Genomic DNA, 14,804 nt, shown 5'->3' with positions numbered 1-14,804 from the left:
GGTGTGTACTGCGCCGAGGACCGCCAAGATGATGGGATCGGCTCCGCTCATTTCTGCCGCGCGCTCGGCAAGGGACCGCGCCAGTGCCTGGCTCGCGGCGACATCCTCCGCCCAATTGTAGACCGATCGCTGGGCGTGGCACCAACCAGCGAGCGATAAGGCCAGGGGGTATTGAGGATCAATTGCGAGAGCCCTTTCCAGAAGCTCCAGGGCCGTCGCACTTTCGTCCTTCTCAAGTGCCCAGACGTGAGGCATAGCCCGCATCGTGTAGTCATAGCTGCCGAGATCCTGTGGCCGCTTCCGTCGCGACCGCTCGATCTCAGCGATGCGGATCGAAGGCTGCAAGGCACCTGCAACTTGTTCCGTAATTCGGTCCTCGAGATCAAAAAACTGGTCGACTGCGCCATCAAAGCGCGAACTCCAGACATGAGCGCCCCCCTCCGTCTCGATGAGCTGCACAATAATGCGGAGCCGATTTCCGGCTTTCTGCACACTCCCCTCGAGCAAATACGCGACGCCCAATTCCTTGCCGATACACCTCGCATCTGTCGCGCGGCCCTTATAGGTGAAGGCCGAACTGCGCGCGATGACGAAAAACGAACGGATGCACGAAAGCGCCGCCGTAATCGCTTCGACGATTCCATCGGCGAGGTAGTCCTGGCCCGGTTCGGCCGACATGTTTTCGAAGGGCAAAACGACAATGGACGGCTTGTCGGGGATCGGCAGATTTTGATTGCGAAGGCGCGTTCTGGCGGATTGTAGGACCCACTTCACCAGCAAGCCGAATGTGCCAGGCGCGCATCAGCTCGGTTATGTTCTTTAAAGTCTGCTCGCCGATATCATCGAAGACGATGTCGGTCTTTCCTTTGATTTGCCTGTGCGCATCATCAGAGATGCAGACGCCGCCGGGCTCTGCAATTCCCTCGAGGCGCGCTGCGATATTGACGCCGTCACCAAAGATATCGTTGTCATCAATAATGATGTCCCCGACATGAATTCCGATGCGGAATTCGATCCGGACATCCTTCGGAATTTCGGCATTTTGCACGGCCATGCCACGCTGGATCTCCACTGCACATCTTGCAGCGTCGACGACGCTGGCAAACTCGACCAGCATGCCGTCGCCAGTGGTCTTGACGATGCGCCCCCGGTACGCACCGATGGTGGGATCGACGAGGGTTTTTCGTAATGTCTTCAGCTGCGCGAGGGTGCGCTCCTCATCGCGGCCCATCAGCCGGCTATAACCAGCGACATCCGCTGCCAGCACCGCCGCAAGTCGTCGCTGTACGGGCTCTTTGGGCAAAGTGGTCCCCAGCGTCAAACATATTGCTGCATCAAAGCATGGACGACGGCCTTCACGCCAGCTACTATGTTTAAATTCTCCCGCAGGTTGACGAGCCCTGCGGAGCATTCACTTTGATTGTTATTTGGGACTATTTGGGGAGCGTTCGAGGCTCTCGAGATCTTCTTTGTTTCAGAACTATCGAATTGAGGTCAGCATGGGGCGGAAATATCAAAACATTCTCGAGACGGTGGGCAACACGCCGGTCGTGCGGATTAATCGTCTCGCGCCTGAGGGCGTGAACCTTTTTGTGAAAGTCGAAGCCTTCAATCCACTCGGTTCAGTGAAGGACCGGTTGGCCCTTGGCGTCATCGAGGCTGCGGAAAGATCGGGAGAACTCAAGCCCGGACAGACGGTCATAGAGGCGACAAGCGGGAATACGGGAATCGGCCTCGCCATGGTTTGCGCCGCCAAGGGATACCCGCTTGTGATCACCATGGCCGAGCCGTTTAGCGTCGAGCGACGCAAGCTCATGCGGTTCTTGGGCGCGAAAGTGATCGTTACGCCTGCAGCCGAGCGAGCAGTTGGAATGATCAACAAGACCATCGAGCTTGCTAAGGCACATGGCTGGTTCATGACGCGGCAATTCGAAAACGAGGCCAATCCCGATATGCACTCGCAGACGACCGCGCGCGAAATACTCGATGACTTCGCAGGGGATCGGTTGGACTACTGGGTGACGGGATATGGGACTGGCGGAACATTAAAGGGAGTGGCACGGGTGCTTGCCAAGGAGCGTCCCGAAACCAAGATTATCGTCTGCGAGCCCCAGGACGCCCAGCTGCTGGCCAGTGGCATCTCTCAATCGCGGAATTCAGATGGCACTCCGGCAGCACCGCATCCGACATTCAAGCCGCATCCAATGCAGGGCTGGACGCCGGATTTTATTCCAAAACTTACCGATGACGTCGTTGCGACGAAAACGATCGATCGGATCTTGTCGATTTCGGGCCCCGACGCTCTTCGCTGCAGCAAGGATCTCGCGACGAAAGAAGGCATCTTTGTTGGCATCACCTCCGGCGCGACCTTTGCTGGCGCGCTGAAGATTGCCGCCGAGGCTGAGAAGGGAGCCAATATTCTCTGCATGCTTCCCGACACAGGCGAGCGCTATCTCAGCACGCCTCTGTTTGCAGATGTCTCTGCAGACATGAACGAGGAAGAGCTGGAAATTTCACGTTCTACTCCCAGTGGACAACTCAATCCCTGATCCTTCTGACTTGGGTCAGGCAGCGAATACCGTGGCTCTTATCGGAGGCCTGGCGAGGCAATCTGGATTGCCACGGCTACTCCCGTGGTGCTTCTTCCGAAACACCGCAGCGGGAATGTCCCCAAATGGGATGGTCCGGCCGTGCTCCCGCCCTGCCAGCAAGCGAAGCTGGCAAGGGGCGCCAAAGACAAGGAGCACGCCATGTCCCGCCACAACCTTGTATTCGGTTCGTCCAAAGACCCAAACCATGATGCAGTCATGCGCATCAGCAGCGAAACTCCGAAGCGGCGGACCTCCTCGCTTTCGGCCTTGAAAGCCAAGGAAACACGTCGGGGCTCCGCCACCTTGAACCGTCATCGCCGACCCGTCGGATGCGGTCGCACGAAAGGTTTACCTGAAATACATCGGTGATTTTCTCGAAAAAGTCGAAGCGGTTTAGTCCTTCGCAAAGTGGGCCTCTGCCGAGGCGCCTCGTCTCAGAAGACTCATAACGCGACATTCCTCATGTCCGCTCGCTATGGGCGGGAAGCGGAAGTTGCGGCGATCACTTCTCCGCCGAGTCCAGTTGAGCCGGTCCTGAGAGGCTTCCAAGACGCACCGACTCGTCTGCCGACTCAAACGATCAGGAGGAAATTAATTCGCGTTGCAGCAGGGCCGCGCCAACGCTTTTGGCATGAGACTTCCCCTTAAGGGCCCGGATTGCACAATTCCGATAGCCTGCGAAATGGCCGGTTAACGGGGAGCGAATATATTTAGTCCTGCCGGCCTATCATTTTGGGGTGCAACATGTCGCTTCGCATGACCATTTCGCGCGGGATAGTCGTTTTCGGAATCATTCTTGTTCTGGGGCTCGCCGCCGTCATTGGCACTAGCAACTACGCCGTTCAGCACATCAAGGTTGGCGGTCCGCTCTATGATACGATCAAGCTCGGCAACGACTTGGTGGCCGACATCCTTCCGCCCCCGGAGTACGTCATCGAAGCCTACCTCGAGGCTACTCTGGCCATCCGGGATCCGGCGTCGCTTGCGGAGCGCCGTGAGCGGCTTAGCCAACTGCGCAAGGACTACGACGAGCGCCGCGAATTCTGGTTGAAGTCCGAACTGGATCCGGCACTCAAATCCTTGCTGGTCGACAAGTCCGATGCTGAGGTGAAGAAATTCTGGAACGCAGTCGAGCAAGGCCTGTTGCCGTCGCTTGCGATGGGTAAAGCCGATAGTGCGTTGAAAGCCTATGAGGCGGCGGCCTCGTCCTACAAGGCGCACCGAGCCATCATCGACAACATCGTCAAGAAGACGACCGATGCAAACACAGCCACCGAGGCCAGCGCGGCGTCAACGGTCAGCACCCTTTCGATTGCGATGTGGATCGTGTCGGCCCTGGTAGCGTTCGCCATCTGCGCCGGTCTTCTGGTTCTGGTGCGCGGCGTTGTGCGCCCGATCGGCACAATGACTTCTGCGATGGAGAAGCTTGCCGGCGGCGATCTCGACATATCGATCCCCTCAGCCTCGCGCCACGACGAGATCGGCGCTATGGCGCGCGCCGTGCAGGTGTTCAAGGACAACGCGCGGCGCGTTCGCGACATGGAGGTCGATGAGGCTTCTCAGCGCGCTCGCGCCGAAGAGGAGCGTAAGGCCCAGTTCGCGAGGGTGGCAGACGAGTTCGAGGCCACGATTGGGGGCGTCGTGAAAGCCGTCTCTTCGGTCTCAGCCGACATCGAGTCAGCCGCCGCCACCCTCACCGAATCCGCCCGCTCGACACGAACGCTGTCAGAGGGCGTTGCCGTTGCCTCCGAGCGATCGTCGAGGAGCGTGGGATCCGCTGCGGCGGCTTCAGAGGAGATGGCGGCTTCGATCTGCGAGATTGGCCGTCATGTCGAGGAGGCCAACCGCATCGCGAGCGCCGCCGTCGGACAGGCGCAGCGCACCAACGAACTTGTGACAGCGCTCTCTGGGGCCGCGGGTCGTATCGGCGAGGTTGTAAAGATGATCACCGCGGTGGCCGAGCAGACCAACCTGCTAGCCCTGAATGCCACCATCGAGGCGGCACGCGCGGGTGATGCCGGCCGCGGTTTCGCCGTCGTGGCGTCCGAGGTCAAAGCACTGTCAGCACAAACCGCAAAAGCCACGGACGAGATCGGCAGCCAGATCACCCAAATGCAGGCCGTCACCGAAGACTCGGTCGAGGCGATCAGGGAGATCAGCGGCACTATCAACCGCATCTCGGAGATTTCTGCGACCATCGCGGCCGCGGTGGAGGAACAAGGTGCGGCGACGCAAGAAATCGCCCGCAACGTTCAGCAGGCAGCGGACGGCAGCGACGAGGTCGTGAATAACGTCGGTCGCGTGAGCCGTGGCGCCGTCGAAACTGGCGAAGCTGCGGACAAAGTGCACGGAGCCTCGGAGGCGCTAAGCAACGAAACCGAACGGCTGGCCCAAGCTGTCAAGCGGTTTGCGACGACGATAAGAGCGGCGTGAGCAAGCCAGCACCGCCGGGCCCTGGCACTCACGTGCTGCGTTCGAAGGGAGTTCGGCTGCGGGTCAAACTGGGATATGTCCGGGAGGGGGCTTCTGGCATCAAAGCAGAGATCGCGACGGTTTGGCCCGGTCGAGGTCAGAGCAATGGGCTACCCTCGTAAATGCTCGCAATGATCCTAACGTGACCGCTTGGCCTTCAGAAGCTAGCGCCCGCGCCCTTCGCGAATTCCGCACTCTAATGGGCGCCGGCGCCGCCGGCCTTGAGCCGGACATAGGTTCCGGACTCATGCAGATCTAGCCCCCCTCACCGCGCGTGCTATTTCCGGCCCTGAACTCCTCGCCGCTGGCGCCGGAGCAAGGGCACTTTGACCAGTCGATGAAGATGCGGCCGTCCTGTAGCGGTTCAATTCCGCTGGCGATCTCGAGGAGCTTGCGGGCGGCGGTCTCTGGCTCGGTGAGTGGGTGAGCGGCTGCGAACTTCGTGGTAGAAGCCTGCTACTCTGAGGCGCGGCCGAATGGCTAACTTTGCAGTACCACGCAGTCAATGGCGCTTATTGTTTGAGCTGCGTAGCCGCCGAGCTCGAGAGGAGCCCCCCGCTCCAGCGGCAACGGTGGTGCGGAAATGGTTCAATAGTTTCTGTACGCGTAAATGGGCGCCTGCCGATTGCCGCTGGTTATGGCACTTGGAATGGGAATGCCGGGCCGGCTAGCTCCCCATCGCGCCGCTGGGGTCGTTTTGAATTTGAGCACCCTCATTCAAGCCGGTTCACGACCATACTTAAGGGGCATTGCAATAGCGCTAATCGGACTGACGATCTTGTCTCAACTCGACAGAGCCTATTCCTACGAGCGCTATACCGACGCGGCGCTCAAGCTAGCTCGGGACATCGTCCGTGGATTTGGCTTCTAACTTCATCAGCCACAATCAAGTTCTTCGTGGACTTTTAGCAGCGGCCACAGGGAGGGTTCGCCGTAATTTGTCATCGCCGCCCGGGACTGGATCAGGCCGTCCATCGATTGTTTAAGCGGGCGGCGTTGTCTTCGCACGGGTCGCCTTATTCCCTCACAGGCGCCGAAACGATCCGCTGGCAGGCAAGGCATTTGTAGACACGTACCGCCGGTCGACTTGCGATTGCCCGCAATTCTCCCAGCGGCACCATTTCCCGGGTGCACTTCTCACACGCCGGTGGTCGGTCGGTTTGATCAGGCGGTGACATAGCAGAGCCGTACCGGACCAGCGGCGACGCGACAGATGGGAAATTTCCGGGCAGGGCTGGAAAGCCAGTAGATGGCATTCTTTAGCTCTTCACCGATGCAGCATACATCCGCGCAGTCCAGTATCGCGCGCCCCCTATGCCTCGAAATCGGCTTCCGTCCGCTTAGATGGGAGTATCGCCGATTACTTTCCAAACGCCATACGCGCGTCCTCGAAACTCGCCGCCATGCCAGCGGTGCATTCACCGGGGCGTGAAAATATCCCTCTTACTAAAACCTCGACCTGGGCAAGTATGTCGGATGCATTTTGCACCGCGTTCCGTTAATTGAGGCGGGCGTCAACATACGACTGTGATCTCGGAAAATTCAACGCCTCGCATCCGAATCGAGCCGAACTCCGCTGGTCTGTCGGTCCGCCCAAGCCAAGGCCGCGGCGAATACGACAAACATCGTCACAACCGCAATGGTCACCAGCAACGCATCAGTCGGCATCGTGCCCTCCCAATATCTTGTTCTGGGCATTATTTGCCACCGATCATCGGCGTCATTGATCCGGATCAAAAAGTATCAAGTGCTCCGGCAAAGACCAAGCTTCAGGCCGCAGCCAAAGCCTCCACTCGCGCGGGATCGCGCAGGCAGATTCCGCCATGGATGATCTCGATCGCTCCATGCCGTTCCAGCTTGGTAAAGGTGCGGCTGACGGTCTCGATGGTTAGGCCCAGATAGTCGGCGATATCCTGTCGGCTCATCGGGAGGGGAACGGTATTCGACGATCCCTTGAGCGCGATCAGGCGCTCGCGCCAGCCGAGCAGAAACGTCGCGACCTTTTCGTCCGCCGAGCGGCGGCCGAGCAGGACCATGTGGTCACGCGCCTGGCCCAACTCGCGAATTGCGAGCTCATTGATCCGCTGAAGCAGATGCGGCCGGTCTTCGATGAAGCGGCTAAACGGCACCTTCGCGAACTGGCACGCGGTTACCGCACCAATCGCATCGGCCGAAAAATTGTGGCGGCCCGACATATTCATCCCCAGGAAATCCCCGGGCAGGGCAAAGCCCACGATCTGTCGACGGCCGTCGGGCAGCAGCTTGTAGAGCCGCATGACGCCTTCGAGCAGGTTGAAGAACGAGGTCGTGATGTCCTCCTCTGAGAACACAGTCTCTCCCGTCGCGAAATGAACGCGGCGCCCAAGATGCTCAAATTCCCTAAGCTCGGCCGGGTCCAGCGAGGCGCAAACCGCGAAGCCGCGTACCGCACAATCGCTGCAAAAATGACCGTTCGGCTCAATCATCGTCACGGAAGCCCTCATCCAACCCACTCAATCGCCGCCGGATCCCCACCTGACGGAGTCCACCGCGCGGAGCGCATTTTACTGCATTGCGCCAAACCCGATTGACCCAGATCAAATTTGGCGTCCATCCCCACCCTATTGTGCATCGAGAGTTCGACGGGACTAATTTTCATGCTTCTAAACGCACTGCGCCACGGCTTGATGGTGCTGCTGTTGACCACACCCGCGCTTGCCGGGCCGACGGCCGAACAACGCGGCAAATCCTATGCACGGGCCAATTGCGCGCGCTGCCATGCAATCGACCGTCGCTCCGATAGCCCGCTGAAGATGGCTCCGCCGTTCAGGACCCTACACCAGCGCTACCCGATTGATGCCCTTGAGGAAGCGCTCGCCGAAGGCATCTATACCGGCCACGACGACATGCCGGCCTTCGAACTCGATCCGGACCAGATCCATGACCTGCTGTCCTATCTGAAGACCCTTCAATAGCACGTAGGTGCTGTTACACCGCCTGCACCGTCCAGCCGATCAGGTCCTTGGCAATGCGGGCAAAAGCTGCGTCGAACGCCGCGACCGCGGCGGCCGGCTCGACCTTGTCGAGCTTTTCATTGGTCTCGATCAGGCGCGATGCGATCACCTTGCCGTTCTTGTCGACGATCCGCGCCGACAGTCCGATCTCGACCCGGCTCTCGCCGTCGGTGGCAATGCGAAAGCGCCTGATGTCGATCAGGAGCTGATAGTCCGCCTGCCCCAGGTCGGCCGTCCGGAGCGGAGCGTGCGCGATATCGTAGTTTTCGAAACTGTCGATCAGCCGCGCTTGCACCAGCTTTGGAATGCTGTCGGCCCAGAGGAAATCGGCGAAGCCCTTGATGTCGCCAACCGGCGAGAACAGCATCCGCTGCGTCTGGAGCATGGCAACGGCGGTCGGCTCGGGAATGGCCAGCGACGCCGATAACGTCTTGCCGGCCGGTCCGAGGTTCTGCGGCGTGCGCAGATCGTAGGTGATCTTCTGTGCAGGCGTGCCGCCGCCGGTCATCTTCTCAAGGCCAGCCAGGATACCGTCAATCTTGCCGGTGTTGCGCGCCAGCCCGTCCGAGAACGTCTTGAGATTGGCGATGGTGTCCTTGAGTGGTCCGGAATTGTCCTCGAGCACAGTATCGACGCGCCGCAGGGCATCGCGTGCCGCCTGCGTCATGCTCTGGCCCGCGCCGGCCTCGGCGACGAGGGTCAGCGGCTCGCCGGATTTGGCGATGATCATGCCGCCCTCCAGCGTCACCACCGGCACGCCGGTCAGTCCCTGAAACTCGAGCCCGACCTTGGTGTCGGTCCGCACGGGTGTCGTCGAGGCCACCGAGATCGTGGCATTGACGAAGCGGGGATTGTCCGGCGCGAGCCCGAGCTGGGTCACTTCGCCGACCCGGATACCGTTGAACAGCACCCCGGCGCCGACCAGCAGGCCCGGCACCGGTCCCTGGAACTGGACGTGATAGCTGGTACGCGGGCCGATGCCGCCGGTGTTGTTCAGCCAATAGACGAAGCCGAACACCGCGAGGATTGCAGCCAGCACAAATGTCCCGATCAGCACATAGGGAGCGCGGGTTTCCATATTTCATCTCATCTCGTGTTGCAGCATCTGCGAGCGCTTGCCGTGGAAATAGGCGCGCACCCAGGGATGCTCGGATTGCAGCAATTCGCGCATCGGGCCGATCGCGACGATCTTGCCGTCGGCAAGCGCGGCGACGCGGTCGCAGACAGTTGTTAAGCTGGCGAGATCATGGGTCACCATGAACACGGTCAGCCCCAGGGTCTTTTGCAGCGTCCTGATCAGCGCGTCGAAATCGCCGGCAGCGATCGGATCGAGACCGGACGTCGGCTCGTCGAGGAACAGGATCGGGGGATCGAGGGCAAGCGCGCGCGCCAGTGCGACACGCTTGGTCATACCGCCAGACAGTTCAGACGGGTATTTGTCGCCATCCTCCGGACGCAGCCCGACCATCTCGAGCTTGGCGATCGCGATCTCATCCATCAGCTCCTGCGACAGCGTGAGGTTTTCGCGAAGCGGAAATTGCACGTTCTGCCGGACGGTCAGCGAAGAGAAGAGTGCGCCCTGCTGAAACAGGATGCCCCACCTCATGGCCGTGCTGCGGTCATGCGCGCTGCCGATCGGCTGCCCCATGATCTCAATCCTGCCGCCACGGCGCGGGATCAGACCGATGATGGTACGCATCAGCACCGACTTGCCACCGCCGGAGGCCCCCACCAGGCCAAGGATTTCGCCGCGGCGGACGTCCAGGGACAGGTGGTCGAGCACGGTCTGGCGGCCGAAGCCGACGACGAGGTCCCGAACCCCGATCGCGATCTCTGCATGCGGCTCGGGCATGGTCACATTCCGATCGAGGCGAAGAAGATCGCAAACAGGCCGTCGAGCACAATCACCAGGAAGATCGACTTGACTACCGATGTCGTCGTCTGCCGGCCGAGCGACTCCGCGCTGCCCTTCACCCGCAGCCCTTCGCTGCAGGCGACGATCCCGATGACCAGCGCCATGAACGGCGCTTTCAGAATGCCGACTTGGAAGTGAGTGACAGAAATCGCCTCGTGCAGCCGGGCGATGTAGATCGCCGGCCCCATGTCACCGTAGAACTGCGCGACGAGACCGCCGCCATAGAGCGCGGCAATCGATCCGATGAAGGTCAGGATTGGCAGTGCAATGACGAGCGCGGCCACCCGCGGCAGGATCAGAACGTCAACGGGATCGAGCCCCATGGTCGAGAGCGCATCGATCTCTTCACGCATCTTCATCGAGCCGAGCTCTGCCGTATAGGCGCTTCCCGAACGTCCCGCGACCATGATCGCAACGATCAACACGCCGAGCTCACGCAGGACGAGGATGCCCACCATGTCGACGGTGTAGGATTCCGCGCCGAACCTGCGAAAATGGAAGAAACCCTGCTGGGCAATGATGGCACCAATCAAGAACGTGATCAGCACGACGATGGGGATCGCCTGCAACCCGATCCGGTTGAGCTGATAGACCAGAGATGTCAACCGCAGCGAGCGGGGCCGGCGCAGCACGCCAAGCACGGCCATGGACAAGGCGCCGAGCATTTGCAGAAAGATCGTGATATCTTCGCGGGCACCAATCGTCGCCTTGCCGAGATCGTTTAGCCTGAGCAGGAATGGATTTACCGCTGCCGTCTGTGCCGGCGTGTGGCGATTGACCTGCCGCACCTCCTCCAGCAGGCCACTGAAGTGATCGGCCACGCCGACGATATCGGCCGGGCTACCCGCTGATGCGGCCTGGCGCGACAGTTTCTCCAGGACCCAAGCGCCGAGCGTATCGAGCGCGCTGATTCCCGACATATCCAGAGTTACGGCTCTCGATTGAGAGACCTCCACACCGACCGATCGGGACAGCGTTTCGAGCGTTGCTACATTGGCTGCAATCCACGGGCCCTCGGGCCGCAATTCCAGCTTATCGCCAGATGGCGTTGCGAGCAGCAGAGGTTCCGAATTCACACGCATATCCTCATGAGACGACCGGTCCCCAATTGTTGATCTTCTAGGCCGGCATGAAGCAGCCCGATTGACGCAAATCAATGGCCATTGGGTCCGCTCGCATAGGCTTTCCTTATGCAATGGAGACCGCCAATGTTCGATACCGGCAGAATGAGCGATGAGCTGAAGGCACTAAAGGTTGACGTCACACGTCTGCTGAGCACCGCCGGGGAGGACCTGTTCGCGACGTCAAAGGACCGCACTGAGGCCCTCGCCGATCAGATTAAGGCCGCTCTGGCCGAGCTCGGCGAAACCGTCAGCGAGGAGCAGGAGCAGCTGCACGATCTCATCACCGGACGCCCGGTCGCCTCGCTCGCTTCCGCGTTTGCGCTCGGTGTGGTCGTCGGCTTCATGCTGAGGAGACATTAGGTGAGTACCGAGAATGTAGTCAAACATCTGCGCGCCCTCTGGCGTACGGACAGGATCATCGCTGATATCCGGCTCCGACACTTGTTGATCGGGCTCGGTCTGCGAGCTTTCGCGGCGCTGATCGCCGCATTCGGGCTCCTGATGCTCGAGCTGGCCGCCTATTTCGCGCTGGTCCAGATCTGGAGCGCGATCGGCGCAGCCGCCGCTCTCGGAGCGATCAATTTCGTCATCGCGGCGGTTCTCTTCATCGTCGCGGGTCGTCCGCCCTCAGGCCGCGACATAGAGCTCGCCAATGAAATCCACGACACATCGATCGAAGCACTTCAAGTCGAAGCCCGCGCATTCCAGGCCGAATTGACCGGCGCGGTCCATCATCCGCTCAGCACGATCGTGCCGGTCTTGGTGCCGCTGATCGCGATCATCGTCAAAAACATGCGAAAGCCGGCCAGGGAGCCTGCCGCAACCACTGCCGCAACCACAGCGTCCGAGGCTCGCTCGTAGTCGCAAGCCTCAGAGCTTAAGCCGGACGTCGCAGATATCCGGTTCGGTCGGGTCCGGCTTCACCTCAAAGCCGAGCTGCCTGCACATCTCCAGCATCACGACGTTCTCCTTGAGCACGTCGCCCGAGATGGTCTTGAGCCCTTCCGACTTCGCATAATCGATGATCAGCTGCATCAGAGCCCAGCCGAGCCCCCTGCCCTTCAGATCGGATCGCAACAGGATCGCATATTCACCGCTCTCATAGACCGAATCCGAGTGAATCCGTACCACGCCGACCATCTCGTTCTTGTCGTCGAATGCGACGAACGCCATGGCGCGCGCGTAATCGAGCTGGGTGAGGCGCGCGATGAACTCGTGGGTAAATTCCTTCATCGGCGCAAAGAAGCGCAGGCGCAGATCATGGGCCGTCACATGGCGCAGGAACTCGTGGATGGTCGGCTCGTCCTCCGGGCGCAGGGGACGCACCGAAATGTGCCAGTCATCTTTGAGGGTGAAGCGGCGCTCCCATTGTGACGGATAGGCGCGGACCGCGAGATTGGCGGGACCTGTGCCTGCGAATTTGCGCTGCGGCGGCCCCACCGCGATGCGGGCATCGACCGCCGTGACGCCGGTTTCATCCGCGAGCAGCGGATTGATATCGAGTTCGCGGATTTCAGGGATGTCCGTCGCCATTTGCGCCAACTTGACTAGGACCAGGGCGACAGCGTCCTGCTTGACGGCGGGCACGTCACGATAGGCATGAAGCAACCGCGACACGCGGGTTCGATCAATCAGATCCCGGGCGAGCTGCAAATCGAGCGGCGGCAGCGCCAGGGCCTTGTCGTTGATGATCTCCACCGCCGTGCCGCCCCGGCCGAATACGACCACCATGCCGAAGGTGGGATCGTCAGCGAGGCCCAGGATCAGCTCGCGCGCCTTTGCCTTGACGACCATCGCTTGCACGATGACGCCGTCAATGCGGGCATCAGGCCGCAACGTCTTCGCTCGCGCAAGAATATTGGCCGCTGCCCCGCGCACCGCTGCCGGCGTTGTCAGGTTGAGCACGACCCCGCCGACATCGGATTTGTGCACGATATCGCGCGACAGGATCTTGAGCACAACGGTCGCCCCTTGTGCGAATATCTCGTCCGCATAGGCGACCGCCTGCTCGATACTCTTAGCTGCATAGGTCGGCACCATCGCGATGTCATAGCACCCAAGTAGATGCTTGATCTCGACGGGCTCAAGCCATTTGCGACCGTCGGCGATGGCCGCCGCAACAATTTGCTTCGCAGCCGCCACATCCGGCACGAAAGTGTCTGGCATCGCCGGGGGAACCTGGCTCAGCTCGTCGACCACCTCGCGATGACGGACCAGATGCATGAAGCCGCGTACGGCATCGTCCTCGGTTGGATAATTCGGAATGCCGGCGCCGGACAGCGTCGCAATGATCTCCTGATCGGCCCCGACCCAGGCTGCCAGCACCGGCTTGGCCCAGCTGCGGTGTTTCTCGCGATATTTGCCGACGAGCTCGGTCACGGTCGTGGCGATCTGGGCGGCCGAAGCAATCGCGGTCTGCACGTTGAGGACAAGGACCGCGTCATTGCCGGGATCCTCGAGCAGCACTTCCAGCGCCGCCGCATAACGCGAGGCGTCGGCGTCGCCGACGATGTCGACGGGATTTGCGCCGGACCAGGTCGGCGGCAGCACTGCATCCAGCTTCTGGCGCATATCCGGTGTCATGGGAGCGGGAATTCCGCCGAGGTCCGCCAGGCGGTCGATCGCCAGGACACCGATGCCGCCACCGTTGGTGAGAATGGCCAGGCGCTTTCCCGCCGGCGATCCGATGCGACCGAGCGTCTCGGCACAATCGAACAGCTCACGCAGATCAGACACCCGAAGGACGCCGGCGCGCCGGAAGGCAGCATCATAGACCGCGTCCGCGCCCGCGAGCGCGCCGGTATGTGTGGCGGCAGCCTTCGCACCCTGCGCCATCCGGCCGGACTTCACCACAACGACAGGCTTCACACGCGCCGCCGCGCGCGCCGCCGACATGAACTTACGCGCATCCTTGACGGCCTCGATGTAGAGCAGGATGGCACGCGTCTTGTGGTCCATCGCGAAATAGTCGAGCAAGTCCGCGATGTCGACGTCGATCTGGTCACCGATCGAGACGATGCCCGAGAAGCCGACGCCACGCTGCGCGGCCCAATCCACCATGCCGGCCGCGATCGCGCCCGATTGAGAGATCAATGCGAGAGTTCCCGCTCCCGGCATGTGCGCGGCGAAACTGGCATTCAGGCTGACACTTGGCATCATGATGCCAAGGCAATTGGGGCCGATCAGCCGCATGCCGTATTTGCGGGCGGCTGCGATGGCCGCTTCCTCGAGCGATCCCGGTCCATGACCGAGCCCCGCCGAGACGATCAGCGCGCCGGCCGAGCCGCGACGCCCGGCTTGATCGATAATGTCAGGAACCTGACCCGCCGGCGCCGTAATGACGACCAGTTCCGGCACGAAAGGCAGTTGAGCCAGGCTGCTCACTGCGGCCATCCCGCCGATTTCGCTATAACGCGCGTTCACCAGGCCGAACTGCCCTTTGAAGGCGGACTTACGAACGTTTTCCAGAACGGCGCGTCCCACGGACGCTTGGCGGGGACTGGCCCCGATGAGGGCGACTGACTGGGGCGACAACAGGTTTTTCAGGCGGTAGGTCGACATGGTCACAATCGTCCGATCGGGCAAGGGGTCCGTCAATTACGAAGCTAACCCGGATAATACTTGGAAACGCACCTAGTGCGACATCATCACCCAGCACGGTGGCTGGCCGATGACAGTCTTGGTCACACCGCCCCAGACCGTCTCATTC

Annotated in this window: 11 protein-coding genes and 1 pseudogene; 5 read left to right on the top strand and 7 right to left on the bottom strand. The window is 61.0% G+C overall.

Annotated elements, in window-relative coordinates:
* Positions 1-492: pseudogene (locus IF809_RS36265) on the bottom strand (adenylate/guanylate cyclase domain-containing protein); the annotation flags it as partial.
* Between the two features lie 67 nt (positions 493-559).
* Positions 560-1,303, bottom strand: a complete 744-nt coding sequence (locus IF809_RS36260) for an adenylate/guanylate cyclase domain-containing protein (RefSeq protein WP_462839912.1) — start codon at positions 1,301-1,303, stop codon at positions 560-562.
* Between the two features lie 166 nt (positions 1,304-1,469).
* Here IF809_RS36260 and cysK point away from each other — a divergent pair, with 166 nt between their 5' ends.
* Positions 1,470-2,549 (top strand): cysteine synthase A, encoded by a 1,080-nt coding sequence (gene cysK, locus IF809_RS36255; protein ID WP_453982744.1) that lies wholly within the window; start codon positions 1,470-1,472, stop codon positions 2,547-2,549.
* Between the two features lie 786 nt (positions 2,550-3,335).
* Complete coding sequence (locus IF809_RS36250; protein WP_462839911.1) at positions 3,336-5,024, top strand: methyl-accepting chemotaxis protein; 1,689 nt, start codon at positions 3,336-3,338, stop codon at positions 5,022-5,024.
* A gap of 1,808 nt (positions 5,025-6,832) precedes the next feature.
* Here IF809_RS36250 and IF809_RS36245 read toward each other — a convergent pair.
* Complete coding sequence (locus tag IF809_RS36245; RefSeq protein WP_453982742.1) at positions 6,833-7,546, bottom strand: Crp/Fnr family transcriptional regulator; 714 nt, start codon at positions 7,544-7,546, stop codon at positions 6,833-6,835.
* Positions 7,547-7,699: 153 nt separating this feature from the next.
* Here IF809_RS36245 and IF809_RS36240 point away from each other — a divergent pair, with 153 nt between their 5' ends.
* A complete protein-coding gene (locus IF809_RS36240) occupies positions 7,700-8,017 on the top strand; it encodes a c-type cytochrome (protein ID WP_462839910.1) in 318 nt (105 codons plus the stop codon).
* Between the two features lie 13 nt (positions 8,018-8,030).
* Here IF809_RS36240 and IF809_RS36235 read toward each other — a convergent pair whose 3' ends face one another.
* The 3 genes from IF809_RS36235 to IF809_RS36225 are packed head-to-tail and all read right to left on the bottom strand — an operon-like array spanning position 8,031 to position 11,047.
* Positions 8,031-9,134 carry an ABC-type transport auxiliary lipoprotein family protein gene (locus IF809_RS36235; protein ID WP_462839909.1) on the bottom strand — a complete coding sequence of 368 codons (1,104 nt, stop codon included), beginning with the start codon at positions 9,132-9,134 and terminating at the stop codon, positions 8,031-8,033.
* Positions 9,135-9,137: 3 nt separating this feature from the next.
* Positions 9,138-9,908: an ABC transporter ATP-binding protein gene (locus IF809_RS36230; RefSeq protein ID WP_462839908.1), complete on the bottom strand. Its 771-nt coding sequence runs from the start codon at positions 9,906-9,908 to the stop codon at positions 9,138-9,140.
* 2 nt (positions 9,909-9,910) lie between these two features.
* Positions 9,911-11,047: an ABC transporter permease gene (locus IF809_RS36225; RefSeq protein WP_462839907.1), complete on the bottom strand. Its 1,137-nt coding sequence runs from the start codon at positions 11,045-11,047 to the stop codon at positions 9,911-9,913.
* A gap of 132 nt (positions 11,048-11,179) precedes the next feature.
* On the opposite strand from IF809_RS36225, the gene IF809_RS36220 reads away from it, so the two are divergent.
* Together IF809_RS36220 and IF809_RS36215 are read left to right on the top strand one after the other, a co-directional pair.
* Complete coding sequence (locus IF809_RS36220) at positions 11,180-11,455, top strand: hypothetical protein (RefSeq protein WP_462839906.1); 276 nt, start codon at positions 11,180-11,182, stop codon at positions 11,453-11,455.
* A complete protein-coding gene (locus IF809_RS36215) occupies positions 11,456-11,956 on the top strand; it encodes a phage holin family protein (RefSeq protein WP_462839905.1) in 501 nt (166 codons plus the stop codon).
* Positions 11,957-11,965: 9 nt separating this feature from the next.
* Here the strand turns inward: IF809_RS36215 and IF809_RS36210 are convergent, their stop codons facing one another.
* Entirely contained in the window at positions 11,966-14,656 is a 2,691-nt protein-coding gene (locus IF809_RS36210) for a bifunctional acetate--CoA ligase family protein/GNAT family N-acetyltransferase (protein ID WP_462839904.1), read from the bottom strand.
* Between the last annotated feature and the right edge of the window lie 148 nt (positions 14,657-14,804).

It is taken from the genome of Bradyrhizobium sp. UFLA06-24, from assembly GCF_054967145.1.
Note: the sequence above shows the minus strand (reverse complement) of the source record. Positions and strands in the feature narration are given on the sequence as shown.